Source organism: Pseudomonas sp. P1_F7 (assembly GCF_056405655.1).
Genome location: NZ_JBFUBR010000004.1, coordinates 80,784 through 107,246, shown reverse-complemented (window position 1 = coordinate 107,246; position 26,463 = coordinate 80,784). Strand labels below are relative to the sequence as shown.

The window sequence follows — 26,463 nt, the reverse complement described above, 5'->3', positions numbered from 1 at the left end:
CACGCAACGTCGATTGACCGGTACAGAGTAAGGGGAAGGATAAGGAGGTATCTTGAGCTTATTGAGTATCATTTTTTTGGTATTAACTTAGAGTGTACTTAGAACTTGTATCCGATCAACAAACCAAATGCATCTGGATTAGCCTTGGCTTGGATAGTTCTTTCAATCGTGCCGGCGCCCGGTGTTTCTGTGGCAATAGTGGCCTTCGTTTTTATCCAGTAATGAGAGTACCCTACGTCAAATACCCAATTGTCGGAAAGAGGAAACTCCGCACCAAATTTCATCACACCGCCCCAGGTATCATCCAGCTTGGCTGAGCTCGATGTGCCACCGAATCCATTTGTATAAGCATCGGTCATATGCTTATCGGTATAGAATGTATAATTCACTCCAGCTCCAATATAGGGGCGAAGACCAAAAACATCGCGAAAGGTGTATTTCAGAATCACAGCTGGGAACCAAGCTTTCGCAGTCGCGATTTTACCAATCGACTTTGCCGTGCCGGTAGCATCAACTTTCAAGGTTGGAGGTGCGCCACCTTGTAAGACTATAGACCAAGGCCCGGAAATTTGACGCTCATAGATTATTGCTAGCGTTTGGGTGTTGTTGATGTTCGCTGTAATTCCTGATGGTGTCGTGCCAGCTGGGCCTTCTAAATCGCTTGTGCTGGTGTGAAAGTGAATGTCAGCAAACCCTAATTTCACAGCATTCATAGGCTGATCGGATTCCGCGTGGGCTCTTGAACAGAAAAATATAATAAAGAGCAGGGTCACCAAGATATTATTTTTATTTTTGCTGGTCATAGTTATCTCCCAGGCTAGTTGGAATAGCCTTTTATTGGATTTATTTTTGGGGTGACTAACAATCGTTTGTTGCAGGAACATAGTATGCGGTGAGTACAGTCAGGCAGCTGCACGCGCCGAAAATCTTTTACGAGGCACACAAGTTTGCAGCGTGATGAGGTGTCTTGGCTTTATGGTTAATTAGTAGCCACTTAGGTGTTTCATAGCAGCTCTGCGAACGTTTTTTGGTAGCAGTTTATTAATGGCGCGGAGTAGGCGAGGGCGCCATGTGTCTACTTCCCAGTGGATGCGTTTGCGGTTCTGTACTGCTTTCCAGATGGTAGCGCTTACATCATCAGCGTTAAGCTTAATGCCAATTGATTTTACAATTTTTCCGTCTAATTCTTGCATCATAGGGGTTGCAACAAAATTGGGCATTACATCGCATACGTAAATGCCATGGCGATCCCATTCGATGTTGATCGCCTCAGTAAATCCCTTTACCCAAAACTTACTCGCTGAATATGAGGCCTCACTCGGTACTCCATACTCTGAGCTAAGAGAGCACATGCTGATCATTGACGGTTGTGAACTTTTCTTTAAGTATTGAAGCGCGTGAAAGGTTCCGATTTGCACCCCTTTAATATTCACGTCTGTTAATGCAAGATGTTTTTCAAGTGATATCTTTTCAAAGTCATCAATAAAAGCTATCCCCGCATTATTGATCAGTACGTCAATTGCTCCGCCGTTTTCTACCGCAAACTCTTTCAGAATCGCAGCAAAGTCCTCAGAATTGGTTACGTCCAGCCGACGATAAAAATGCTCGTTTCCTAAAGTTTTCTTTAGCTTTTCCAGATCTTTTTCGTTGGCGTCGGTTGCGGCTACACGGTATCCCTGCTTGGAAAACATTAAAGCCGTTTCCGCGCCAATGCCTTTGGCTGCGCCAGTGATGAATACAGTGGGTTTGTTATTCATTATTATCCCTTCATATGAAAATTCATAAGCCAGTTACCTAATCTTAATTTGGCGACTGTTAGTTATCTTGGAAAAACGTACTTGGCCGTTTTCTTTTTTTAGGGGATGCGTTTACTCCGTTATGCGGGGTGAAATCTTGCCGCGCCACGTGAGACACGGCGTTTGAGAAATGCAATTTCCTTCTCGATAACTCGCTCAAAGGCCCCGCCGACATAGATATCGAAGTGGCCTTCTTGGAAAATGTGAATCTCAGCATCCATAGCTCGTTTGGCGTAGTGCAGTGTGGGGCCAGCAGGGGCAACGGTATCCGTCTCGCAGATGCAGAACAAAATGGGACAATAAAGCTTTGGTGTTTTCTTTCCCGGTCGATAAAACGCGATGGACAGCGCAAAACGCGCGGCTACGTAATTTTTGAAAGGGAATTTGCCTGGTACCAATCCGAGGTAACCAGATTCGGCATCCTTGGCCGTCATAAGTGCAGCAGAGCCTTTTGGCCCCGCAATTTTGACCGGTACTGGCGCAATACCAAGTATCGAGCAAGCCATATCTGCTGCGCCTAGCATGGTCAATTTGAGCGAAGTCAGCAGATTGACTTTGAAAAATGACGCTAGGCCGTCGGTGAAAGGACACTGGGCAATTACCGCTGCGATTTTTCCGTCAGCAACGGCAGTGTGGATCACATGTCCTCCGCTGAAAGAAGATCCCCACAGTATTACCTTTGTAGAATCCAACTCCTTATGAGCGCGGGCATAGGCGACAGCTGATCGCCAGTCCTCCTGTTGACTCGCTATATCTAGGAGTTGCCGAGGTTCACCTTCACTCGCCCCAAAGTTTCGGTAGTCGAATACCAGACAGGCATACCCAGCCTCGCGGAACCGCTCAGCAAACGCATCCAAGCGCATTTCTCGCACTCCACCAAGACCGTGAGCCATCACGATCACCGGGTGCGGGGAGGGCTCTTTTGGTAAGTACAGCCAGGCGGCGCAGCTTGCGCCCTTGGACAAAAACGACACATCTAGACGTTGGGGCATGGTGGAGTCCTTGTTGTTTTTTTTTTGATGCTATTCCAAAATTGGAATGCCTTACAATAAATTTCTTCATGTATACTCGCGCCATGACAAAAATCACCTCTCCCACACGCACCCAACGCAAGGCTGAAGCCACGCGATTAGCAATTATCGAAAACGCCGAAGCCCTGATTTTGGAGGGCGGAGCAGTCGCCTTGACGCTCGAAGCCGTTGCGGAACGAGCAGACGTTGCTGTGCAGACCATCTACAACCGAATTGGCGGACGGTCAGCGTTGCTTATGGCAGTTGCTGAAAGGGCCTTTGAGGAAAACAAGGCCTACATGGATGCCGCTTATGCGGCAGCTGGGACGCCTTTAGAGCGACTTGAAATGGCTGCTAAAGGTTACTTTCGGTTCGCTTTTGAACGCCCAAATGAGTTCCGGTTGCTAGCGGATCCTCCTAATGAGCCAGAAGCTTTATCGCGTGTGAGCGAGTTGGTAAGGCACCAAAACAGCAAAATGGAAGCCGCCATTGCCGATGGCATTTCTGACGGTTCGATTGATCCGACCGTAGACCCATATCTTGCCACTACCTCGATGTGGGCAGCAGCCAATGGCGTCCTGAGCTTAATGTGGCGAGCGGATTCAGCTCCGACAACTCCGGAGTTGATGGAACGGTTATTGGCGCAATGGATGACCATCGTTATTAAAGGCCTCACTTCCCAAGGAAGCTGACGATGCCCGAACCAATGTTTTCAATACGGGGAAGGGAATTGACCATGCGCTATGGTCAACTGCCAGAAATGATCAGCAATCATCAAAGAATATCTCGTCGATGTCCTCTGATCGCAGTCGGTACATGACATTGCAGCCAGGTGACGTAATTTGCGCAGGTTCTCTACCGGGGGTTGGCATAGGGATGAAACCGGAGCCCCAGCGGTTAAACCCGGGCGATCAGGTACATGTGTGGATTGACGGCCTGGGAGAGCAGCGGCAGAAGGTTGTGCCGGCAAGTTGATTCATAACTCAGTGTATGAGCGCCTCTGAGTGGAGGCGCTTGCTGGTACAAGAATTGCTCTGGCATGTCACGATCCCGAACCTGAACCGAATACGCTGGCTGCCAGCATGATGGCCGCGAGAATACCGACGATTGAGAACGCCTGTTGTAAACGAGGAACGGCCAGCTTGTGCGCTAGCAGCCTTCCCGCGATCAACCCTAAAACCGCACCGGCGGCAAACGGTACCGCTGCTTGCCAATACATAACGCCGCTGATAGCGGCTGCAATCACTCCGCCGATTGAAACCGAGGCGATCACCGCTAGAGAAGTAGCGACAATACTTTTCATTTCCAGATTGGTGTATCGCGTCAGGGCCGGAATGATGACAAATCCTCCTCCGACACCCAGTAGGCCTGACAGTAGGCCCGACGTGAAACCGGTAAACGCCAATACTCGAGCACAGGGCAGCGTCCAGCGTAACCGCCCCTTTGCGGGATTGAGTACGCAGGGCAACACCTCGCGTCGTGGAGCGGCACCGCCATTACGGATTTCCCGACTTGCATTGCGCAACATGCGCACGCTTGCGTACACGAGGACTAACGAAAAAACCAACGCGAGAGGCTTGTTGGGAATGCGTTGAGCCAGGTGTAAGCCTAGCGGCGCAGCCACGATTCCAATCGACGAGATGAAGGCTGCTGCTTTATATCGAACGACGCCTTGCTTCAATCCGAGCACAGCTCCGACGCCGGAAGCTAAAGCCACTGCTAGCAGCCCGACGGGGGCCGCCTGAGTCATGGATAAACCTAGACCGAAAACCAATACAGGAATGGCGAGGATTCCCCCGCCTGCACCAGTCATGGCCAAAACACCTCCAATGACCGCGCCAAGAACGACGGTCAGCATGCTGTGCTCATCCATATTTAATGCTCCGCCTGACTTACTTCCGAGTCAGCGAACCATTCACGCCCTTTCAGCATGCAGTGCCAGTAGAACGGCGGGAGAATTCTCTCTTTCAGAAACCAACTCAAGCGAGAGGGTTTGCGCCCATCCAGGATCCAGTTGGAAAACGTTGGCGCTAGTTTTCCGCCATAGAGAAATTCGGCCAAAACAACTTTCCCGCGCTCAACCGTCAGAGGGCAGGAGCCATAGCCGTTATACGCAGCTTGATGCTGCTTCATTCCCAGGTTAACCAAGACGTTGTGCGCTACGACAGGAGCTTGTTTACGTGCGGCCGCCATGGTTTTCGCATTCGTGGTATTCACCACATCTCCTAATGCCCAAACATTGGAAAATTTGCGGTGAGCCAAGGTCGTCGGATCAACGTCGACCCATCCCGCCTCATCGACTAGCGGGCTTAAGCGAATAAAGTCAGGAGCAACCTGCGGAGGCACGACGTGGAGGAGGTCAAACGACTCCAAGACGGTCTCGGTACTCCCATCTTTATTGGTGCGTTCGAAAGTCGCTTGTTTGTTGGGGCCATCCACGGCAACCAGCTTGTGGCTGAATTTCAAGTCGACTGCATATTTTTTCATGTACGACATGAGGGCAGGGACGTAGTCGGCAACGCCGAATAGCACGCCGCCGGAATTGAAAAATTGCGTTTTTATCTGCTGACGATCGTTTTTCAACCAGTGATCGCATGAGAGATAGAGCGCTTTCTGAGGCGCACCCGCACACTTGATTGGCATTGGCGGCTGTGTAAAGAGGGCCTTGCCTGATTTGAGTTCCTGGACAAGTTTCCAGGTATAAGGCGCAAGATCGTAGCGATAATTAGAAGTTACGCCGTTGGAGCCTAATGTCTCAGTCAGTCCTTTGATAGCCGACCAATCGAGCTTCAAGCCAGGGCAGACGACAAGCTGGTCGTACTGAATAACTCTACCGCCATCGAGGATGACGGCATTGGCGTGTGGGTCGAAAGCAGTTACCGCTGCTTTGATCCAGGTCACACCACGAGGCATGACAGATGCCATAGTCCTTACGGTAGATTCAGCCTCGAAGATGCCTCCTCCAACCATAGTCCATCCAGGTTGATAGTAGTGCGCGTCGGCAGGGTCGATTAGTGCGATATCCAGATTCGGTTCTCGTGACTTCAGACTGGCTGCGGTGGCAATGCCTGCAGAACCGGCACCAACAATGACGATCTGGTGGTGAGTTGTAGCCATGGTTTTAACGGTGCGTCCACCATTGCTGATTCTGCGTACAAGTGAAGAAATATCCACCTGTGCGCTCTTGGTTTTTTCGAGAATGGCGGACAGACTCTGCTTGCCTGCCTCAGAGAGCGCCCACAGCATCGCTGACCGGGTGCCAGTTCTACAGTAGGCAACCATAGGTCTCGACGCTTCCTTTAAAATTGCGACGAAGGAATCTACCGTTTCATCAGCGATGGCCGATGCTTGGGTGGGCAGGTAGTGAAACGTCATGCCTTCTGCTTCGGCTGCTTTGCGGATCGTTACATGTGTTGGCTGGTCGGGTGCCTCGCCATCCGGCCTGTTGCAGATGAGAGTACGAACCCCGAGCTCAGCCAGTTGCTTCACATCGACCACGGTCAGTTGCGGCGCAATAGAAAAATCCGAACTTAATTTATAAGTATTCATAGTGTTATTTTCCGTGGGTTACTACGCAAGGTTAAAGCGTGTTGAGCGGTATCTTTAGATAGCGGATGCCATTCGTCTCTGGCTCTGGCATGTTGCCGCCTCGCATATTAACTTGGACGGATGGCAATATTAGAACTGGCATATCCAGTGTTGCATCTCGTTTTTCTCGCATGCTCACAAACGTTTCTTCGCTTGTACCTACTCGAACATGAATGTTTTCCTGCTTTTGTGCTTTTACACTGGTAATAAACGCAAGAGGTCGACCATTGGGGCGATAATCGTGGCACATGAAAATGTTGGTTGATTCAGGAAGCGCTAAAATCTTATTTATTGATTGAAAGAGTGTTCTAGCGTCCCCGCCAGGGAAGTCGCACCTTGCTGTGCCGTAATCGGGCATGAACAACGTATCGCCGACAAACGCGAGTCCTGTTCCTTCCTCCTGGATAAGATAGGTCATACAGGCAGGTGTGTGCCCAGGCGTATGCAATGCTTGGGCGGTTAAGCTGCCGATATGAAACGTATCATTGTCATCAAACAAAGTATCAAACTGATCGGAACCGCTTCTAAGCTCCTCTTCCGTATGGAACAAGTGGCTAAAGACTTTTTGAACGTCTTTTATTCTGTTTCCAATGCCTATCTTTCCGCCTAGGCGTTGTTTCAAATATTGTGCGGCAGTCAGATGATCGGCATGTAAATGTGTCTCAAGGATCCATTCAACGGATGCACCTAACTCCGCCACACGCGCTACGATTTTGTCAGCTGATTCAGTTTTTGTACTGCCCGATTTCGGATCGTAATCAAGCACGCTATCGATGAGCGCACACTGCAGGGTTGAGCGATCAAGCAACAGGTAGCTAAAGGTTGATGTCGCTTCGTCAAAGAATTCTTCTACCAGTATTTTTTCGCCGAAATGCATTGGATAGTTCCTGAATGGCTGCTCTGTCAGCTATTTCAATATCCATGCCAGATCTGAAACTTCCAACGACCGCTCTAAACCGTTGGTTTTCACGTTTTCCTAGCGTAAGAAATTCTCCTCTGCCATTTTTTTTGGCAGTCATCTGGCAGTGTGTGGCAGTATTTGGCAGCAGAGAATGTATGTGCCTGGGTGAGAAGATGATGAACGGAGAGCTAATCGCTACTAACCATGTCGATGTTCAGGCGTTGGTTTCGTATCTTGAGCACGATGACCGACCCACCATCGTGCTAGATGTTGAGTACAACATCATTGCCTCTAACAACGCCTATCAACGGCATTTTGGTGTTGAGGGTAAACAACACGTTGGTTCCAAGTGCTTCAAGGTTTCGCATGGCTATGCGGTTCCCTGCGATCAGGCGGGTGAGCTTTGTCCAATGCGTAAGGCCTTTGATACCCATGCTGCGGAAAGGGTATTGCACATCCACCATACTCCCCGGGGGCCCGAGCACGTTGATGTGGAGCTACGCCCTATTTTGGATGGGCAAGGACAAGTGGTGGCTTATGTTGAAAGATTGATCACCGTTGACTTAGCTTCTGCGCAGCCGCAAAAGCAGGGGCTAGTGGGCGTGTCGCCGTCATTTAAACAAGCGTTGAGTGCGCTTCAGCGAGCAGCACCTTCGTCGATTCCCGTTCTTTTGCAAGGTGAGTCGGGTACAGGTAAGGAGCTGTTTGCCAGGGCACTCCATATGGGGAGTCCGCGCTCAAAGGCACCTCTGGTTGTCGTCGACTGCACCGGCCTTTCAGAGTCGTTGTTCGAGAGTGAATTATTTGGCCATGAAAAAGGAGCATTCACTGGCGCGCTGAGTAAAAAAATTGGGCTAGCGGAGGCAGCACATGGCGGTACGCTTTTTCTAGACGAAATCGGCGATGTGCCTCTCTCAATGCAAGTCAAATTGTTGCGTCTGATTGAGTCGGGCAGTTTTAGACCTGTGGGTGGTCTGCGGACGATTCATTCTGATTTTCGTCTTGTAGTCGCAACTCATAAGCCTTTGAAGGAAATGGTTGAACTAGGCACTTTTCGCGAAGATCTCTATTACAGAATTAGTGCATTTCCAATCCTGCTTCCGCCATTGAGGGAGCGCATCGACGATTTACCGCTGCTCATAGAGAGTCATCTACAACGAATCGCACCTGGCAGTCGGGCTGAAATTGACGATGCAGCATTAAAGCGTCTCATGTTTTATCCATTTCCCGGGAATATTAGGGAGCTGAAAAATATCCTGGAGCGAGCCCGCCTATTCAGCGATGACGGTGTTGTTAGGGAAAAAGATTTACCTTCGTATGTGACTGGCCACGCCTCGCAGCACAAAAAAACTAATAGAAATAGCAAGTCCATCAAAAGCATGGCTCATATTCTTAATGGATTTGAGGGGTCGCGAGCAGATTTAGCCAAGGAATTGGGAATTAGTGAGCGAACGCTTTATCGGCGGCTACAGCTATTGGAAGTAGGTAAATAAGCCTTAACGGTCAGTAGTATCGAAGTATGATTTATGTGCGGTTAGATATTATGGCGTCCATGCAAGCACAGCCCAGTAAAGGGCCGTGCTTATAGTTAGCCGACTGAAGTCTAACCACGTAGCATGTTGAATTTCGCAAAGCCTTTTTCTAGGTCGTCGATAAGATCAGACGGGTCTTCGAGACCAATATGAAGCCTCACAAGGTGCCCATCTATCTCCCAGGACGTGGCACTTCTCACGGATTTCGGATCTGCGATCATTGCCAGGCTCTCAAAGCCACCCCAAGAGTAGCCGATTGAAAACAAGGATAAGCTGTCTAGGAGAGCGTCTGCCGCTGCTTGCTTGGAGGGTTTGGTAACGAAGGATAGTAGACCTGATGCTCCGTTGAAATCCCTTTTCCATAGGTTGTGCTGGGGGTGGGACTCTAATGCAGGATAATAAACCGCCTCAACTTCCTCCCGTGTCTCCAGCCACTTAGCCACAATCGTCGCATTTTTATAATGGCGTTCAAGTCGTACATCTAGCGTTCTCAGCCCCCGAAGTGCCAGCGTCACGTCATCCGGGCTGGCAAACAAGCCCATGTTGAAATGGAATCGCTTGAGACTATCCCACGCACGCTTTGAGGCCGAAACAGTACCAAGAACAGCGTCGGAATGACCGACGATATATTTCGTCGCGGCCATGATGGAAAGATCCACGCCAAGTTCGAGTGATGGAAAGTAAAGCGGTGTACCCCAAGTATTATCTGCGATAACCAGGATGTTATTATCATGGGCAATCTTGGCTATGGCAGGGATATCTTGTATTTCCAGAGTCAAGGAGCCAGGAGATTCGGTATAGATGGCTTTAGTGTTTGGCTTGAGGAAATCTACGATGCCGGCACCGATTGTCGGGTCGTAAAACGAGACCTCGATTCCAAGGCGGTGACCAACTTGCTCACAAAAAGCCCTGATCGGCGAATACACGTTGTCGGCAACTAGCAGGTGATCCCCGGCCCCGACCACGGACAGTATGGCGGTCGTACATGCGGAGAGCCCTGAAGGGCAAAGAACCGTGCCTTCCGCTCCCTCCAACTGCTGGAGGGCTTGAGTCAATGCCTCCGTCGAAGGGTTGTTCCACCGGCCATACGTGTATTTTTGGCGTCCTTCGCGCATTGCTTCACACGTAGGGAAAGCTACGGTAGAGCCCCGGTAAACCGGTGTATTCACGAAGCCATGATGCTGCTCAGGCTCGATAGAGGCGTGGGCAAGTAGGGTTTGTACGGTTTTGTATTTTTTCATACCGGCTTCCAGTTCTTGCGTTGCTGAGGTTTGGTTGCGTGCTAGCTACCGCAGATTCAAGATTAAAATGCCATTTCTATTAAATGTCTACCACAAGGTTGGCATGTTGTTTAAATTCGTTGAAAAACAATGATTTAAAAATAGATGAAAATATGGATTGCATGGCTACCATGTGGATGGTAGGTTTTTTGTGTCTCAAGATTTTGCTACCTGGTCGACCTAATGGCGATGATCTGAGCGCGCAATGGAATTGGGCGGGAGAGGTTTAGTGCCTTCACGGCACTGTGAGCTCAAGGCTTCTCTCGCACTTCCCGTTTGGAATGGGAGGAAGAAGTTAAGTTTGCAATGGATAAGAAAAAAAACTGCAAATTAATCGCTTGGGTGAAACATGAAAAAACAAAAAATACAATCCCTATCAGCAGTTCAGTGCAGTAGCGAACTAAAAGATAGGTCGAACTGGCTTGATTCCCATGAAAGCGGATACTCAAAGCATTTAAAGAAACGTCATGTGCAAATGATGGCGCTAGGTGGAGCCATCGGTACTGGTTTGTTCTTGGGTGCTGGGGCTAGATTGCAAATTGCAGGGCCTGCACTTGCGTTGGTGTATTTGGTTTGTGGGGTGTTTGCTTTTTTCATTTTGAGAGCACTGGGCGAGCTCGTGATGCACCGTCCAAGTAGTGGGAGTTTTGTATCCTATACAAGGGAGTTTATGGGGGAGCGTGCTTCTTTCGTTGCGGGTTGGATGTATTTCGTGGTTTGGGCGTTAACAGGTGTTGTTGATATAACAGCGATTGCTATTTATATGAAATACTGGAGTGTGTTTTCGGATGTTCCACAGTGGGTGTTCGCGCTAAGCGCTTTGGGCGTAGTGACATTGATGAATATGGTCGGTGTCAAATGGTTTGGCGAAATGGAATTCTGGTTTGCCGTCATAAAAGTCGCGGCTATCAGTATATTTTTGGTGATCGGATCGTTTTTCTTTGCGACGGGCCATGAGGTTGCGGGGCATATTCCTGGCTTACATTTGATCACAGATAACGGGGGCATATTTCCTCATGGGCTTCTGCCAGCAATCATCATTGTGCAAGGCGTCGTCTTTGCTTATGCGAGCATAGAGCTGGTGGGAACCGCTGCCGGTGAGACGGCGGATGCTAAGAGTGTTATCCCTAAAGCAATCAATGGTGTGGTTTGGAGGATAGGTCTGTTTTATGTGGGGTCGGTATTTTTGCTTGTTACTGTGCTGCCTTGGACAGCCTATAGCGCTAACGTCAGTCCGTTTGTGACTTTCTTTGAAGCGCTTGGTATTCCTGGCATCGGCTCCGTTATGAATATCGTTGTCATGACGGCCGCGCTCTCAAGTCTCAACTCTGGTTTGTACGCAACTGGGCGCGTGTTGAGGTCGCTCGCCATGGGTGGGTCAGCGCCAAAACTATTTAAACGTATGAGCACCCAAGGGGTACCCTATATGGGGATCTTGGTTACCATGGGGATTAACGTTTTTGGTGTGCTTTTAAATTTCTTGATCCCATCTCAGTTATTTGAACTGTTGTTAAATCTGGTAACGTTGGGGATTCTCTCTACGTGGGCCTTTATTGTCTTATCTCAAATAAATTACCGTCGCGCTGTGAAAAGAGGTGAGGTCGAGATGGTCTCATTTAGGATGCCTGGCGCACCGTTCACCTCTTGGCTAACTCTTGGTTTTTTGCTCTTGGTATTGGTTCTCTTGGGCTTCGATTATCCCAACGGAACATACACCGTTCTTTCTATACCGTTAGTCGCTGGAGCGCTGATGCTGGGCTGGTCGAAAGCCGTCCGTTCCAAAGCAAAGGGCTCGGAAGAAATTGAGGGTAATTCCAGTCAGGTAGGGGTCTAGCTTAACAGCGATGGGAGCGTGTTTATGACACGCTCCCATCGCCCTGAGTTGAACGATTTCCCTAAGGCGGTTAATATGTTTTTATCAAAAAATCTAGGTAGGCTTTATGAGTACGCGTTCCGACCTTTTAACCACCGCCGAGATGTTGCTGCGCACCAAAGGCTATGCTGCATTTAGCTACGCTGATTTGGCTGACGAAATTGGTATAAAAAAGGCGAGTATTCATCATCACTTTCCTACAAAAGAAGGGCTCGGAATTGCCGTTATTGAGAGCTATCTTTTTAGGTTTGCCAAGAATTTGGAGCTAATAAACGAAGAAAGCTCCGATGCAATCGTTCGATTGAAAGAGTTTTCAGCGCTGTTTGTCGATAGCTCAAAAAATGGAATGCTACCTCTTTGCGGTGCGCTTGCGGCTGAACTTTCTGCTCTACCTGACAGCCTTAAAGAGCTGACCAAAAAATTCTTCGAAATACATATCGCCTGGTTGGAAAGTAACCTAGTAATAGGTCAATCCCAGAAAGTTATAAAAGATGATCTAAATCCTAAAGAGATTTCACGAGCTATTTTGAGCTTGCTTGAAGGTAGTAGTTTTGTTTCTTGGGCACTCAACGACAAGGTGGTCGATCAGTCCGGGTTTGATTTAATTCTGAAAAATATTATCGTGTCGTAACTTACACTTATAACCTTTTGTTATTATTTAGCTTGCAAATCTCTTTTCAGGTTATCGTTTCCGCCCATCTTTTTAGGTGGGCCCATCCTCGTTATCCCTCCAGAGCACAGTAGGTTTTCTCTACTAAGCAGTATTTCTCCGCTCAAGCACAAAAATTTTAGGTTTGCTTTCCTATTCAGACGCTTCCTCCGTCTGTCCGTTCGGACAAGCGGTGCTTTGCTGTGCGCTACGTTTAATGAGGCTTGAGCGCCGATTGCCTCATTAGTGATTTGGTTGGTTCCGCCGTTCGGAAAAAATTTATTGCAAGCCAACCTACCAGTTGGTAGAGTTCTTTCGTCGAACATCAACCCACACGCAAAAAATGCGTTCCACCGAGGACTTACCTAATGACAAATAACCTGAATGGTATTGACGTAGCCGCCCTGCAGCAGTTTGCCCAAGGTGTTGCTGAGGATGCGACCAAGCGTCACGCGAGCTTTAACGTCAAGACCCAGTGGAAAGGCCAGACTCGCTCTGTGGCGAAAGTCAGCCGCTACAGCTTGGCCGGTGAAACCTACTCCCGTGATTTCGAAATCGTCGCCGATGAGCCAAATGAGTTGTTGGGCCAGAACTCGGCACCGAACCCCCAAGAACTTCTGATGGCGGCGCTCAACGCCTGTATGTCGGTTGGCTATGCAGCCAACGCCGCCATGATGGGCATCAAGATCCACAGCCTGGAAATCGAGACGGACGGTACCCTTGATCTGCGTGGTTTCCTGGGCCTCGACGAGAGCGTTAACCCGGGTTACGACGAAGTGAGCTTTGTAGTTCGCCTGCACACCGACGCACCCCGTGAGCGCGTGGAAGAGTTGCACAAGAATGTGCTCAAGACTTCGGTCAACTACGCCAATTTCTCGAAAGCCATCCGCATGGTGCCAACCCTCGAGGTTCGTGAGGACTAATTTTCATTGGGTTTGTGACTTTCCAAACCCGAGGATCGCCAGGAGACGAAAAACCCTGGCATTACAACTTTCGGAAACGTAATTGACTGGAGTATGAAATGAGCGATTTTTTCAAAGGTAAAAAACTGCTTGTTGTAGGTGGTACCAGTGGTATGGGTCTGGAAACTGCCCGCATGGTGCTCAAAGCAGGCGGCAGTGTGGTGTTGACAGGCAGTAAACAAGACAAGGCAGAGGCCGTCCGTAGCGAGCTCAGTGCGCTTGGCCAAGTGTCCGTGATTGTCGCAAACCTCATGACTGAAGAGGGCATGAATTTCGTCCGCAACGAAATCAATGCCAAGCATAGCGATATCAGCCTGATGGTGAACTCCGCTGGCATATTCATTCCCAAAGCCTTCACCGAGCACGACGAAGCTGAGTACGACATGTACCTGTCTCTCAACCGTGCGACGTTCTTCATCACCCAGGCAGTAGTCAAGAACATGCTCGCTGCCAAGCGTGAAGGGTCAATTGTCAACGTCGGCTCCATCGGTGCACAGGCTGCTTTGGCAGGTTCGCCGGCCTCCGCCTACTCCATGGCGAAGGCAGGTCTGCATGCACTGACACGCAACCTGGCAATTGAATTGGCTCACTCGGGTATCCGCGTCAACGCCGTCTCGCCAGGGATCGTTCACACCTCGATCTATGAAGGGTTCATGGACAAAGAGGCGATCCCGGAAGCGATGAAGTCGCTGAACGATTTCCACCCACTGGGGCGTGTCGGCGTTCCGGAAGATGTGGCCAACACCATCGTGTTCCTGCTGTCGGACAAGACGTCCTGGGTGACCGGCGCTATCTGGGACGTGGATGCTGGAATTATGGCTGTTCGGGCCTGATTTCAGATATCGCTATCTGATGGAGGTCGTCTTTGACGACTTCCATTCCATCACCAAGAGTGCTGGGAGGTGAAATGGCTCGAACGTTTATCAAAGGCCATACAACTGGCCCAGCCGGCAGCAGCTTGCCAGCTTTTGGTGTAGGGCGGCTGAAACCTGGCCGCAGGAGTTTTCAATGTCAGTTTCGACAAAAGTAGCGTTGTTAAAAGTCGCGGAAAACCAGATGAGGTCGAGGGGCTACTCAGCATTTAGTTATGCTGATCTAGCCGCGACGATTGGTATTAGAAAAGCTAGCATTCATCATCACTTCCCGACCAAAGAGTGTCTCGGTCAAGAGTTGATCAAGGACTCTATCAATCGCTTCGAAACGACCATGAGGTCAATCGAAGACGCTGATCGGGATCCTATGATGCGGCTTCGAGCGTTTTCCCGTCTTTTCCTCATCAGTGCGAATGAAGGGCTTCTACCATTGTGTGGCGCATTGGCGGCAGAAATGGCTGCACTACCTTTATCGCTTCAGGTGCTTACTAGGCTATTTTTCGAGACGCAACTTGACTGGCTCCAGAGAACCATCAGTGAGGCAGCTATTCAGAAAGGGTGGTTATTGGCCAAACCCGCTCAAGCCTATGCATTCATGCTATTGAGCACATTAGAGGGGGCGAGTCTCATTGATTGGACATTAGGTAGATCAGCAGATCCATTGACAGGGTTCGACTGCTTACTCGAATCGCTAGAGCGATCAGCTGCAATGTCTTCTCGGGAGATCAAACATGCCAGTGGTCATCAACTGAGTTGTTAACAGTCGCTTTTAGTCTTCGCTCAATCAGCTGTGCCGTCTTTCATTTCCTTAAATACAGAGTGATTTATGAGTAGTGTTTCGAAAAAATTCGTAGTGGATATTTGGTCTGATTACGTCTGTCCTTGGTGTTGGGTAGCTAAGCGTCGTTTTGAAAAAGCGCTTGAAAGCTTCCCTTACAAGGACAGTGTTCAAGTCAACGTTAGAGCGTACCGTCTTGCCCCGAACCACGTTGCTGAACCTATGGTAGGGGCCCTCAAACGTAAATTGGGTAGTCCAGCCGCTGCTGTAAGCATGATGAGTACAGTGAAGCAATATGGCCAGTCTTCGGGGCTTGATTACCGTTTCGAAACCATGCTGTTTGGCGATACTGCAGATGCGCATGTGTTGGTCAAAGCGGTTGAAGATGAAGCGGTGAAGAAGAACCTGGTGGAAGCGCTCTATGAGCAAAGTACCACCCAGGGTAAGTCACTGTTCGACCGAGGCAGTTTAGAGTCGATAGCAAAATCTGTAGGGGTATCTGATGAGTCGATTCGACTCGCCTGGTCATCCAAGGAATTACGCCTTCAGATGCAGGAAGACGAGCGCGCAGTCGCCCAATTCGGCTCAGGCGTTCCGTTTTTTGTTTTCAACGATTCCTTTTCTGTTTCGGGGGCTCAGCCTCAAGAGGCTTTCCTCCAAGCATTGAATAAAATGTATTTAGAATCCAATGGCGAGGATGAATCGTTCAGCGGTCAGGTCTGCGGTATTGATGGATGTAATTAATGCTGGTGAGACTGTGCGGTACCTGTTGGTGCCGCAATCTCTGATTTCGGAGTGGCGTTATGGATAAGGTACACGTGAGCCCTATTGTAGATTTGAGCGCTGAAAAATTCGCCCGATTCATCGCAAAAGGAAGCAGTGTCGTGATGTTTTCGGCTTCTTGGTGCAAGCCTTGCCAGGAAATGAAGCCGGTCTTTCACGCCCTAGCAGAAAAGCTGCATTCTCGCGCCGTGTTTGGAAGGATTGATGTGGCTGTTTCGCCGACGATTTCCCAAATGTATGGCATCCGGTCAGTGCCATCCTTGGCGATTTTTCACGAAGGGCGGTTACGCTTGGTTATGGCCGGCTCTCGTTCGGTTGCCGCATTGAAAAAGGCAATCGTTTCTGAGCTGAAGGATGTCTTCTAGGAGAATACAGATCAACTGGTTATCGGCGTGCGGCTATGAGGCCCATGAAATTCGGGTGCGCACTGTGCCTTGGCCTAGATGCCGGATGCATACGGTCAGCGAATAGGCTGTAGAAGCAAGCAAACACATTCACACATTCGAATGTGTTAATGTGTGTGTCCGCTCATTCTAGTAGAGTCATCATGACTGACCTCAGCCTGTTTCAACCTCTTGCCCTAGGCGACCTGAAGCTTAAAAACCGGATTGTTCTTCCGCCGCTGACCCGATCCAGAACTTCTCAACCGGGTAATATCCCCAACAACCTAATGGCCACCTATTATCGGCAGCGGGCAACTGCAGGCTTCATGGTCACAGAGGGAACCCAGATTGAACCACGCGGGCAGGGCTACGCCTGGACTCCGGGAATTCACAGTGATGCCCAAGTAGAAGGCTGGCGCAAAGTCATCGATGCTGTCCATGAAGAAGGATCCGTTATTTTCTGCCAGCTTTGGCATGTTGGCCGGGTTTCACACACCAGTCTCCAACCCGATAACCGTCCCCCCATCGCGCCATCCGCCATCCGTGCCACAGCAGTGAAAGTCTTTATCGAAACAGGCCCGCAAGCTGGTGCACTTGCTGAACCAAGTGAGCCGATCGAGTTGACGACCGAGGAAGTCAAAGAGCTGGTTGGTTTTTATCGCGCAGCCGCATTGAATGCTAAAAAAGCTGGTTTCGACGGCGTCGAACTTCATTGCGCCAACGGCTATCTGGTTAATCAGTTCATTTCCGAGCACACCAACCGCCGAACCGATGAATATGGTGGCTCGCTGGATAACCGCCTTAGGTTCCTTCGTCAAATCTGCGAAGCAGTGATCAGTGTCTTCGGTGGTGGCCGGGTAGGGGTGCGGTTCGCTCCGTTGTTCGAGACGACAGAAGAGGAGCGCGTCTACTTAGGCCTCGTGGAGCAAGATCCTCACCATACCTATATCGAGGCGGCCAAGATTCTTGAGGAGCTGGGAGTGGGCTACTTGTCGATTGCCGAGGCTGACTGGGAGAATGCCCCTGACTTACCAGCTTCATTTCGCGAGGCGCTGCGCCAGGTATATTCTGCGCCGATCATGTATTCCGGCCGCTATACAGAAGCGAAAGCAAAAGAGATTCTCGCCAAAGGTTACGGAGACTTGTTCGGATTTGGCCGCACCTTCATCGCAAATCCAGACCTCCCTCATCGCCTCAGGAACGGGCTCGAACTGAATCCGGTTAACGCGGCTACGCTCTATGGCGGAGGAGAGGAAGGTTACATCGACTATCCATTCTGCAACGCTTAAGATAATCCGTTTGTAGCGGGGATACTCTGCGTGCGTAGGAACCAGTCCAAATGCGGGATTTGAATGAGACGCTGAAAATACTCTCCAGTCCAGTGCGCAGAAAGGTATTGGTGTGGCTGAAAGACCCTTTTACGGCGTTCCATGACCAGACGCAGTTATACGCCTTCGACGTCTATGGCGTTTGTGCCAGTCTCATTCAGGAAAAGGCCGGGCTGTCGCAGCCGGCCACTTCGCTTTGCCTGAAGGCTCTCAGTGATCAAGGCCTCGTTGTGGCGACGAAAGTAGGTAAGTGGACTTATTACAAGCGTCAAGACCAGCAACTGTCAGCAATGTTGACTGAACTCCTTGAGGAGTTGGAGGTGACATGTCCGACCAATACTTCCATCACTGCGTGAGCTACACTTTCCTGTCGGTCAATCGCACGCCCCACATGTCTTCGAAAGCTGCGATTCCCCGAATGCTTACTCCTTGGTTCGATGCCGTTCTGGCCAATCATTGATCGGATGAGCCCGATCTTCGTTGAATATTTCCGTTAGGAGTGCGTTCGCTCGTTTGTAGGCATCGTACTTAAACTCAGAATCTTCCGCTGACTGAGCAGCCATTTCTTCCAGCATCTCCAGATTCAGGCGTCGGAACCGATCAGCTCTTTCCCGGGCCTCGTAACGTCCTACCCCCATATACTCCAGCGCAGTTCGTCCCAGGGACAGTGCGCTTTCAAAGGTTTCTCGCTCGACCGCATCCACCCCCATTTGCCGAAGGGTGATGATGTGCCCCATGTCGCGAGCGCGCACCACGAGCTTCAACGCTGGAAAGTGCTCTTGGGCCAGCCTGGTCAGCTTTAAGTTGTCTTCCTGGTCGTCAATTGCATTGATCAGCACAACTGCCTGGGCCGCGCCGGCAGCTTCCAGCAAGTCAAGACGCGTGGCGTCCCCATAAAAAACTTTCACCCCGAATTTACGTAGTGTCTCAATGTGGTCGGGGTCGTGATCCAGTACCACCACTTCGACTCCGCAGGATATTAAGAGGCGCCCGGCGATCTGACCAAAACGGCCAAATCCCGCAATGATTACCAGCGGATTTTGTTGGTCGATAATGTCGGGTTCCTGGCTGTCTTTTTTTGCTGCGGACTCAAGTCGGTCGAGCAGGAGGATAAGCAAGGGCGTTAAACACATGGATAGCGCAACTGCCAGAGTCAGGCTTTTTCCCCACTGATCGGTCAGTAGACCAGCAACCGTTGCAGCACCGAAAACGACAAATGCAAACTCGCTCCCTTGGCCTAAAAACACTGCCTGCCATGAGCGCTGACCGGTAGGCACGTTCAGAAATCGGCCCACAGATTTGATCACCAAGAGCTTGATCAGTATGAAACCAAAGGTAAGGGTCATAACCTTCAAAGGCGAATTGATCAATGTGCCGAAGTCAATCGACATGCCGACGCCGATGAAGAAAAGTCCCAGCAGCAGCCCTTTAAAAGGCTCAATGTCACTTTCCAAAGCATGTCTGTATTCAGAGCTGGCTAGCAGTACGCCCGCGAGGAATGCTCCCATGGCCATCGACAATCCTGCTTCCTCTAGGAGAAAGCCGAACCCGAATACCAAAAAAAGCGCCACGGCGCTGAAAATCTCCCGCAAGCCAGATCGTGCAACGAAACGCAGTACGGGTCGAGAAACGTATTGGCCCAGAATCACGACGGCACCTATCGCTGCCACGATTTTGGCGATAGATAGCGCCAGGGCTGCACCAGAAGGGGTACCACCATTGGCAGCCAGCAGCGGAATCATGGCGACCAAGGGAATGGCTGCAATGTCCTGAAACAGCAGCACGGCGAAGCTGCTGCGTCCAACGGCAGTCGAGGTCAGATTGCGTTCATTCATCGCTTGCATAGCAATCGCAGTGGACGAAAGGCTTAGTGTAAGCCCCACCAGCAGAGCTGCTGTCCAGTTCAGACCAAGCAAAGCGCAGAACAACGCGATAGCGGCGCCACAAGCCAGCATCTGAAGTGAGCCTCCACCAAATACCATTCGGCGCATGGCCCACAGTCGTTTGGGATCGAGTTCAAGTCCGATGATAAACAGCATCAGTACGACGCCGATTTCAGCAAACTCCAAAATGGTCTTGACGTCTGTAACGAGCTTCAGCCCCCATGGGCCGATTAGACAGCCCGCAAGCAAGTAGCCCAATACTGGGCCCAGCCCTAACCGGACGGCGATTGGCACTATCAAGGCTGCTGAGCCCAGGTAAATGAGCATTTCAATCAGACTATGAGTCTCCATATCAATCTTCCTTCCAGGAGGTCAAACGCGCGTAATAGTGCTCGATTTGTGAGTGCAGGGAGTCGGGTACAGCGGCATACGCGCCGTGTACCACGACCGGGTTCAGCCAGCGCATGTTGCAATAGATTGCCGTTGCGTGAAGAGGTTGGGCCAGCACTGAGAAACCAGGGTGGTCGCCTATTTGGAAATGGTCGTGTTCGCCACCCGTCGTGACGGCCCACAACAGTCTCTTATCTTTGAGGGCGACAGAGTCTTTACCGTATGCCCAACCGCGAGTGAAAACTTTATCGATCCACAATTTCAGAAGGGGCGGGGAGCTGTACCAGAACATCGGATGTTGCAATACGAGCAGCTGTGCTTGTTCGACTGCTCGCTGTTCGGCTTCAACGTCGATATTGAAGTCTGGATAAAGGTCGTACAGGGAGCGTATGACTACGTCGGGATTGCTGGATGCTCGTTTGAGCATTGCTTGATTGACAAGTGATTTTTCTGGGTAGGGGTGGGCGTAAATGATAAGAATCAATGATGGCCTCCAGGATGTCCGTTAGTTCGATGAGTAATAAAGTATTCACATAACGGGTGGTTTCCATTCAAATCTATGAGGACAATAGGAGCACCTTCAATGAAAAAGCCCTCCTTGGAGGTGGGGGACGAGTCTCGAAAGACCTGATGCACCAAAACCAGGAAGGGCTGAGTAATCATGTTAGCGCTTTATCCACCTGCTTGGATTTTCAGCACCTTTTCAGCAGTGATCTGCTCGCCGGCAATACCCCAGCTACCACTTTTAACTTCCTCAAAAAGAACCCAAGTGAGGGCGCGCATGTTTTCACCCTCAACTGAGACCATTGCCTCAGTAACTTTATGAATCACTTCGGCTTTTTGCTCTTCCGTGAAAACGCCTTCGATACCTTTAATAATTACTAACGGCATGGTGTGCTCCATTTCAATGAGGGCTATAGGTCAGTTTCGAAGACGCCCATATCTTCGTGACTTTGGAAAAGCGGGTTGCAATACCAGTTTTTTCACATACACACAGACAGGCGAGGCGCGCATTACGACCGGCTATCCCACGCATAACTGATCGAAGGCTTCGTGTTTAACGTAATTACGCTTCAGCCGGAACGGTTCGGTCAGCGCTGACATAGTTTGGGTAAAAAACTACCTAGATGAAGCCACCGCATCGGAACCAATACCACCGACCCGAATTCTAGGTTCAGTGGAAGCAACTTGATTTCCACCCGTACGATCCGAACCGTCGGCAGCCATACCTTTGGCCCCGACATGATCGGCGCCGTCAGCGGCCATACCTTTGGCCCCGACATGGTCGGCGCCGTCAGCGGCCATACCTTTGGCCCCGACATGATCGGCGCCGTCGGCAGCCATACCTTTGGCCCCGACATGATCGGCGCCGTCGGCGGCCACACCTTTTGCCCCGACATGATCGGCGCCGTCGGCGGCCACACCTTTTGCCCCGACATGGTCGGCGCCGTCGGCGGCCATACCTTTGGCCCCGACATGGTCGGCGCCGTCGGCAGCCATACCTTTGGCCCCGACATGATCGGCGCCGTCAGCGGCGAGACCTTTTGCGCCGACATGATCAGCACCATCAGCGGCGAGACCTTTTGCGCCGACATGATCGGCGCCATCAGCGGCGACACCTTTTGCGCCGACATGATCAGCGCCATCAGCGGCAATACCTTTTGCGCCGACATGATCAGCGCCATCAGCGGCGACACCTTTTGCCCCGACATGATCGGCACCATCAGCGGCGACACCTTTTGCGCCGACATGATCAGCACCATCAGCGGCGACACCTTTTGCGCCGACATGATCGGCGCCATCAGCGGCAATACCTTTTGCGCCGACATGATCAGCGCCATCAGCGGCAATACCTTTTGCGCCGACATGATCAGCACCATCAGCGGCGATACCTTTTGCCCCGACATGATCAGCGCCATCAGCGGCAATACCTTTTGCGCCGACATGATCAGCGCCATCAGCGGCGACGCCTTTTGCCCCGACATGATCAGCACCGTCGGCGGCCACCTGGCCTTTGTCACGCTCAGCACCGCTCCGAGCCAATGCGCCTGCACCGACATGATCCGAACCATCAGACGCGACTGCGGTAGGTGTGGCTTGGCTATCAACGACAAACACAGAGCTTGCGGAGGACGGGTCTTGCGCTTCGGCACGTAACGGAGATTGAGGCCCCAAGACGTATATTCCAATGGCTGATAAAAATAACCCGGAAACAATCTTACGGTTCATAACTTCTCTCCCTAACACTTTTCAAATTAATATTTAAAGCCTAGTTAAGGTTCAGAGCAGGCCAGCCCACGCATAACTGAACGTAGGCTGTGCCTTAACGTAATTACGCTTCAGCCGGAACAGCAGCGTTAACGTAGTTCGGGTAATCGGTATAGCCTTTGTCAATCGAATCGCTGACGCCGTAGTAGGTTGCGCGATCGCCTTCCGCCAATGGCCAGTCGTTCTGCAGACGCTCTACCAGATCAGGGTTGGCAATGTAGGCGGTGCCGAAAGCGATCAGGTCGAGTTCACCTTTGGCCAATTCAGACTCTGCGATCTCTTTGGTGAAGCCGCCGGCAGCCATCAAGGTGCCTTTGTAGGCTTCGCGGAATGCGGCGCCGAAACCCGGAGGTGTTTGCGCAGCGAGGATGGTCGGTTGGTAGTTAAGGTGAACGAACGCCAGTTCGCGGTCATTAAGGGCGGCCGCCATGCTCATCCAAGTTTCTTCTTCGCCTTCGTAAACACCGAAGTCATACAGGCGGCCAAACGGCGAGAACCGTACACCAATCTTCGAACCACCGATTTCGGCAGCAATTGCGTCAATGGTTTCCAGCAAGAAACGCTGGCGATTGGCGATGGAGCCACCGTATTGGTCGGTACGAGTATTCAGGGCGCTGCTCAGGAACTGATCGAACAGGAACCCATTGGCAGCCATGATTTCGATACCGTCAAAACCGGCGTCCATCGCCATGCGCGCAGATTTCACGAAGTCCGCGATAACGCGTTTCACTTCGTCAGTTTCCAATGCACGTGGGGCGCTGGGTTGAACCGGGCCGGATTTGCCAGGATCGATCCAGGCATACACCGTGGTATCAACTGCTGGCTGCGTACCCGAAGATACCGGCACCATGCCATGCACCGAGAGGTGAGACATGCGGCCAACGTGCCAGAGTTGCGCAAAAATTTTCCCGCCCTTGGCATGCACGGCGTCGGTGACTTTACGCCAGCCTGGCAAATGTTCATCAGCGTAAATGCCAGGGGTGAAAAGATAGCCACGAGCTTCGTCGGAAATCGGCAGGCCTTCGGTGATCAACAAACCAGCAGAAGCACGTTGCGCGTAATACAGCGCGTTGGACTCATTTGGAATGTTATCCAGGGTTCGGGTGCGGGTCATTGGCGCCATGACAACACGGTTTTTCAGCGCAATGCCTGACAGATCGTAAGGGGTGAATAGCTTATTCATGAAAAAATCTCGTAGTAAATACTGGGCGATAAACTTGGCAAGTCTTCGTAACGATGTCCTAGCGATACCTTGAGTTAAGGCTTATCGAACGCATCCAAAACATGAGTGCTGTACACAAGCGCTGCCCCAGCGTTCATGTTGATCGCTACGCCCAAAGCTTCTGCAACCTCTTCAGTTGTTACACCGAGCTTTTTGGCCTCAGCAGCGTGGAAGGCGATGCATCCATCACAGCGGGTTGTGACAGCGACAGCCAGCGAAATCAGTTCGCGAGTTTTGGCGTCCAGGTGATTTGTTTTCGCGCCGGCATTCCCTAGCGATGCCATGCCTTTCAGTGTTTCAGGGGACAGGCTATTCAGCTGTACCAGACGGGCATTGATGTCTTGACGAGTTTGCTTCCAATCTTGCATAGGGTACTCACGTGGGCGTTAACGCCCTGCAGGTTCACGGGGTTAATTTTTAATCTGGACATACGCTACCATCTAGTTGGTAGGCTTGCAATGAATGATCCGACATTCGGCGTGATTTTGTCATTTTTAGGGAAGGATGGCGGTTGACCTTAGCTGCCCCGCCAAGCTGGCTGAGCAGCTAAAAATCTGGTATTGATGACCTACCTAGTGAATGGTAGCCTTGCTAAGGAGGGCCGCTTTCGAGCAGGAGGCGCCCGTTTTATCAGTCCGGCGGACGACCATTCAGAAAGCCATATAGCTAGTAGGAATCTCTGATGAACTACCTTGCACACCTTCATTTGGGCGGTCAGGAGCCGCAGCAGCTGCTGGGGAGTCTCTATGGGGATTTTGTAAAAGGGACGCTTTCAGGAAATTTTTCTGCACAAACTGAAGAAGCGATCAGGTTGCATCGCCGAATTGATGCTTTCACGGATTCTCACCCCCTGGTGAAGCGGGCGCTCGGTCGGTTCCCGTTAGCAAGGCGTCGTTATGCGGGAATCGCGCTGGATATGTTTTTCGATCATTGCCTAGCGCGAGATTGGGAGCGGTACGCCGATGTACCCCTAGATGTTTATTCTCAAAACGTCTATCAACTTTTAGAGAGCGAGCCCGCATTACCGGAACGTCTGGCTCGAGTCTTACCGTTGATCATCTCGGAAGACTGGCTTGGTGCGTATCGGGATTTTTCAATGATCGGGCATGGGCTTGAAGTCATTTCCCAGCGGCTATCGCAACCAGAAGGCTTGCGTGGTGCCTATGAAGAGCTGACAGAGCTATACGAGCCGCTGAGTGCAGACTTTCAAGAGTTTTACCCAATGCTATGGCAGTACGCTCAACCAAGTTTGGAAATAGGAAAAACACTGCCACCTCAGGTGGTAAACGGTTGACTCAGCAGCCGGCATGAAACAAACCAGCCGGCACTAACACTGATTTAGTCAGGAATGAAATCAAGTGGCACTTCGCTCGTTGATTTTATTTCCTCCATTGCAAACATAGACGTGATGTTCGACACGGGTAGCTGCCCAATGATTTTCTTATAGAGAACGTCATAAGCCTGGATATCAGGCAAGAAAGCGCGAATCAGATAATCAACCTCACCACTCATCCGATAAATGTCGACAATTTCTGTCATGTCGCGGGTCGCTTGATAGAAGCGATCTATCCATTCAATGGAGTGCTCTCTTGTTTTGATCATGATGAACACTGTCACTTTGGCATTGAGCGTCGTTCTGTCGAGGATAGCCACACGCTTTTTGATGAAGCCTTGTTGTTCCAAGCGCTGAATTCTGCGCCAGCAAGGCGTCATGGAGAGGCCGACCTGCTCTGCGAGCTCCGTTACAGGCTGGGTAGCGTCGCGCTGAAGGCACGCCAAGATCCGACGATCGATTCGGTCTAGGCGGGAGGATCGATCCGGTAGCTTTGAAGAACTGGTCATTTACACAGCCTCGAAAAAATATTGCACAGATAGAGAAAACCTTGGAAGTTGCTTCCATGTCAAGGGTCTGAGGTGTGGAAACTTTGCAATTGTTTACCTAATGTCAAATGGTAGTCTTTTTTCAACAGCGAGACGGATCGAGCGGAGTGCTCCACCAGGGACAAAAAAAGAGGTGCCTTCCAGCCGAGAGCCTAGGCACTGAAAACAACAAAGGCTTAGAGGGCCATTCCCTCAAATCTGCGCATGGCCGGCGCATCACTAGGAGATACCGATATGATTTTCAAACGTATGGGCATGCGTCTGTTACCGGCATTGGTTCTAGTAGGAGTGGTTACCGGATCATCAGGTGTTTACGCCGAGGGTGAGGGGGATGGCATATGGGCCGCAGCCCAAAAATCTGGATCTATTCGATGTGGCACGGCAGAGGCTCCGCCCTACATCATGAAAGACCCGGCGACCGGGGAGTATTCAGGTTTCTTTGTCGACGCATGCAGAGAGTTCGCTGAAATACTGAAGGTCAAACCGGTCTTTGTGGACACCAGTTGGGACAACATGATCGCTGGCTTGCAATCCAGAAAATGGGATTTGGCACCGGCACTTACGGCTACCCCGCAACGTGCGCTCTCTATCGTGTTCTCTAAAAACCTTTCAGCTACCGAATCGACCTTTATTTACAACCAGAAAAATCCCAAGACGAATCAGCCTAAGGGAGTTGCTGATATCGACCAACCGGGAGTCACCATCGCGGTGTCATCTGGCACGGCTCAGGATAAGTCTTTAACGGCCATCATCAAAAACGCATCGATCATGCGTCTGCCTGGCCCGGACGAAATCCGTTTGGCTGTTATGTCCAAACGAGCTGATGTGATTTTCGATACATCGGCAGCTAATGACCTTTTCGCCGCTTCTCACCGCGACTGGGCGGTAGTTCTTAGACCTGTACCAGCGATCGATAAAAAAGGTGTTTCGTTCGGCCTACGGCGTGATACCTCATACGCTGATCTTCAAGTATTAGACCTTTATATCAATGACGCCGTCGCGACCGGTCATATGGATGAGCTAATCAATAAAGCGATCGCGCACGAAACTAAGTAATTTGTCTTAGTGAGTGTTAGAGGCTGTC

General features: G+C 50.7%; 27 protein-coding genes and 1 pseudogene. 14 read left to right on the top strand and 14 right to left on the bottom strand.

Annotated elements, in window-relative coordinates; translation table 11 throughout:
• Positions 1–98: 98 nt before the first annotated feature.
• From AC1D1M_RS06730 to AC1D1M_RS06720, 3 genes are all read right to left on the bottom strand, one after another.
• On the bottom strand, positions 99–803 hold the full coding sequence (locus AC1D1M_RS06730) for an OmpW/AlkL family protein (protein WP_477775031.1): 705 nt from the start codon (positions 801–803) through the stop codon (positions 99–101).
• A 180-nt stretch (positions 804–983) separates the two neighbouring features.
• A complete protein-coding gene (locus AC1D1M_RS06725) occupies positions 984–1,757 on the bottom strand; it encodes an SDR family oxidoreductase (protein ID WP_477775030.1) in 774 nt (257 codons plus the stop codon).
• Positions 1,758–1,876: 119 nt separating this feature from the next.
• Positions 1,877–2,788, bottom strand: coding sequence for an alpha/beta hydrolase (locus tag AC1D1M_RS06720; RefSeq protein ID WP_477775029.1), 912 nt, complete (start codon positions 2,786–2,788; stop codon positions 1,877–1,879).
• A gap of 83 nt (positions 2,789–2,871) precedes the next feature.
• Here AC1D1M_RS06720 and AC1D1M_RS06715 point away from each other — a divergent pair, with 83 nt between their 5' ends.
• Together AC1D1M_RS06715 and AC1D1M_RS06710 are read left to right on the top strand one after the other, a co-directional pair.
• A complete protein-coding gene (locus AC1D1M_RS06715; RefSeq protein ID WP_477775028.1) occupies positions 2,872–3,498 on the top strand; it encodes a TetR/AcrR family transcriptional regulator in 627 nt (208 codons plus the stop codon).
• Between the two features lie 100 nt (positions 3,499–3,598).
• Positions 3,599–3,781: a fumarylacetoacetate hydrolase family protein gene (locus tag AC1D1M_RS06710; RefSeq protein WP_477775027.1), complete on the top strand. Its 183-nt coding sequence runs from the start codon at positions 3,599–3,601 to the stop codon at positions 3,779–3,781.
• Positions 3,782–3,848: 67 nt separating this feature from the next.
• Here AC1D1M_RS06710 and AC1D1M_RS06705 read toward each other — a convergent pair whose 3' ends face one another.
• From AC1D1M_RS06705 to AC1D1M_RS06695, 3 genes are read right to left on the bottom strand one after another with little or no spacing between them, the layout of a single operon-like run.
• Entirely contained in the window at positions 3,849–4,679 is an 831-nt protein-coding gene (locus AC1D1M_RS06705; RefSeq protein ID WP_477775026.1) for a sulfite exporter TauE/SafE family protein, read from the bottom strand.
• Between the two features lie 2 nt (positions 4,680–4,681).
• A complete protein-coding gene (locus AC1D1M_RS06700; protein WP_477775025.1) occupies positions 4,682–6,355 on the bottom strand; it encodes a bifunctional protein tyrosine phosphatase family protein/NAD(P)/FAD-dependent oxidoreductase in 1,674 nt (557 codons plus the stop codon).
• A gap of 31 nt (positions 6,356–6,386) precedes the next feature.
• A complete protein-coding gene (locus AC1D1M_RS06695; protein WP_477775024.1) occupies positions 6,387–7,271 on the bottom strand; it encodes an MBL fold metallo-hydrolase in 885 nt (294 codons plus the stop codon).
• A gap of 200 nt (positions 7,272–7,471) precedes the next feature.
• On the opposite strand from AC1D1M_RS06695, the gene AC1D1M_RS06690 reads away from it, so the two are divergent.
• Positions 7,472–8,788 (top strand): sigma-54 interaction domain-containing protein, encoded by a 1,317-nt coding sequence (locus AC1D1M_RS06690; protein ID WP_477775270.1) that lies wholly within the window; start codon positions 7,472–7,474, stop codon positions 8,786–8,788.
• Between the two features lie 110 nt (positions 8,789–8,898).
• Here the strand turns inward: AC1D1M_RS06690 and metC are convergent, their stop codons facing one another.
• The gene (gene metC / locus AC1D1M_RS06685; protein ID WP_477775023.1) at positions 8,899–10,068 is read right to left on the bottom strand and encodes a cystathionine beta-lyase; all 1,170 of its coding nucleotides are present in this window, start codon (positions 10,066–10,068) and stop codon (positions 8,899–8,901) included.
• Positions 10,069–10,456: 388 nt separating this feature from the next.
• On the opposite strand from metC, the gene AC1D1M_RS06680 reads away from it, so the two are divergent.
• The 9 genes from AC1D1M_RS06680 to AC1D1M_RS06640 all read left to right on the top strand — a co-directional run bounded on the left by AC1D1M_RS06680 (position 10,457) and on the right by AC1D1M_RS06640 (position 18,091).
• The gene (locus AC1D1M_RS06680) at positions 10,457–11,941 is read left to right on the top strand and encodes an amino acid permease (protein WP_477775022.1); all 1,485 of its coding nucleotides are present in this window, start codon (positions 10,457–10,459) and stop codon (positions 11,939–11,941) included.
• Positions 11,942–12,047: 106 nt separating this feature from the next.
• Positions 12,048–12,611: a TetR/AcrR family transcriptional regulator gene (locus AC1D1M_RS06675; protein ID WP_477775021.1), complete on the top strand. Its 564-nt coding sequence runs from the start codon at positions 12,048–12,050 to the stop codon at positions 12,609–12,611.
• 386 nt (positions 12,612–12,997) lie between these two features.
• Entirely contained in the window at positions 12,998–13,552 is a 555-nt protein-coding gene (locus tag AC1D1M_RS06670; RefSeq protein ID WP_223507979.1) for an OsmC family protein, read from the top strand.
• A gap of 98 nt (positions 13,553–13,650) precedes the next feature.
• Complete coding sequence (locus AC1D1M_RS06665) at positions 13,651–14,424, top strand: SDR family NAD(P)-dependent oxidoreductase (protein ID WP_223507978.1); 774 nt, start codon at positions 13,651–13,653, stop codon at positions 14,422–14,424.
• A 175-nt stretch (positions 14,425–14,599) separates the two neighbouring features.
• Positions 14,600–15,223, top strand: coding sequence for a TetR/AcrR family transcriptional regulator (locus tag AC1D1M_RS06660; RefSeq protein ID WP_477775020.1), 624 nt, complete (start codon positions 14,600–14,602; stop codon positions 15,221–15,223).
• Positions 15,224–15,289: 66 nt separating this feature from the next.
• On the top strand, positions 15,290–15,985 hold the full coding sequence (locus tag AC1D1M_RS06655; protein ID WP_477775019.1) for a DsbA family oxidoreductase: 696 nt from the start codon (positions 15,290–15,292) through the stop codon (positions 15,983–15,985).
• A gap of 74 nt (positions 15,986–16,059) precedes the next feature.
• Positions 16,060–16,389, top strand: coding sequence for a thioredoxin family protein (locus AC1D1M_RS06650; protein ID WP_477775269.1), 330 nt, complete (start codon positions 16,060–16,062; stop codon positions 16,387–16,389).
• Positions 16,390–16,571: 182 nt separating this feature from the next.
• On the top strand, positions 16,572–17,696 hold the full coding sequence (locus tag AC1D1M_RS06645) for an alkene reductase (protein WP_477775018.1): 1,125 nt from the start codon (positions 16,572–16,574) through the stop codon (positions 17,694–17,696).
• A gap of 50 nt (positions 17,697–17,746) precedes the next feature.
• On the top strand, positions 17,747–18,091 hold the full coding sequence (locus AC1D1M_RS06640) for an ArsR/SmtB family transcription factor (RefSeq protein ID WP_477775017.1): 345 nt from the start codon (positions 17,747–17,749) through the stop codon (positions 18,089–18,091).
• Between the two features lie 66 nt (positions 18,092–18,157).
• Here the strand turns inward: AC1D1M_RS06640 and kefC are convergent, their stop codons facing one another.
• From kefC to AC1D1M_RS06610, 6 genes and pseudogenes are all read right to left on the bottom strand, one after another.
• Positions 18,158–19,969 (bottom strand): glutathione-regulated potassium-efflux system protein KefC, encoded by a 1,812-nt coding sequence (gene kefC, locus AC1D1M_RS06635; RefSeq protein ID WP_477775016.1) that lies wholly within the window; start codon positions 19,967–19,969, stop codon positions 18,158–18,160.
• Between the two features lies 1 nt (position 19,970).
• Positions 19,971–20,492 carry a glutathione-regulated potassium-efflux system oxidoreductase KefF gene (kefF, locus tag AC1D1M_RS06630; RefSeq protein WP_223507971.1) on the bottom strand — a complete coding sequence of 174 codons (522 nt, stop codon included), beginning with the start codon at positions 20,490–20,492 and terminating at the stop codon, positions 19,971–19,973.
• Positions 20,493–20,680: 188 nt separating this feature from the next.
• Positions 20,681–20,899, bottom strand: coding sequence for a tautomerase family protein (locus AC1D1M_RS06625; protein WP_223507970.1), 219 nt, complete (start codon positions 20,897–20,899; stop codon positions 20,681–20,683).
• Between the two features lie 537 nt (positions 20,900–21,436).
• Positions 21,437–21,820: pseudogene (locus AC1D1M_RS06620) on the bottom strand (phage infection protein); the annotation flags it as partial.
• A gap of 520 nt (positions 21,821–22,340) precedes the next feature.
• Positions 22,341–23,459 (bottom strand): alkene reductase, encoded by a 1,119-nt coding sequence (locus AC1D1M_RS06615; RefSeq protein WP_477775015.1) that lies wholly within the window; start codon positions 23,457–23,459, stop codon positions 22,341–22,343.
• 74 nt (positions 23,460–23,533) lie between these two features.
• A complete protein-coding gene (locus AC1D1M_RS06610) occupies positions 23,534–23,866 on the bottom strand; it encodes a carboxymuconolactone decarboxylase family protein (protein ID WP_030128763.1) in 333 nt (110 codons plus the stop codon).
• A gap of 314 nt (positions 23,867–24,180) precedes the next feature.
• Here AC1D1M_RS06610 and AC1D1M_RS06605 point away from each other — a divergent pair, with 314 nt between their 5' ends.
• Positions 24,181–24,792: an acyl carrier protein phosphodiesterase gene (locus AC1D1M_RS06605; protein WP_477775014.1), complete on the top strand. Its 612-nt coding sequence runs from the start codon at positions 24,181–24,183 to the stop codon at positions 24,790–24,792.
• A gap of 44 nt (positions 24,793–24,836) precedes the next feature.
• Here the strand turns inward: AC1D1M_RS06605 and AC1D1M_RS06600 are convergent, their stop codons facing one another.
• Positions 24,837–25,340, bottom strand: a complete 504-nt coding sequence (locus AC1D1M_RS06600) for an Lrp/AsnC family transcriptional regulator (protein ID WP_477775013.1) — start codon at positions 25,338–25,340, stop codon at positions 24,837–24,839.
• A gap of 273 nt (positions 25,341–25,613) precedes the next feature.
• Here AC1D1M_RS06600 and AC1D1M_RS06595 point away from each other — a divergent pair, with 273 nt between their 5' ends.
• Entirely contained in the window at positions 25,614–26,435 is an 822-nt protein-coding gene (locus tag AC1D1M_RS06595; protein ID WP_477775012.1) for a substrate-binding periplasmic protein, read from the top strand.
• Positions 26,436–26,463: the final 28 nt, after the last annotated feature.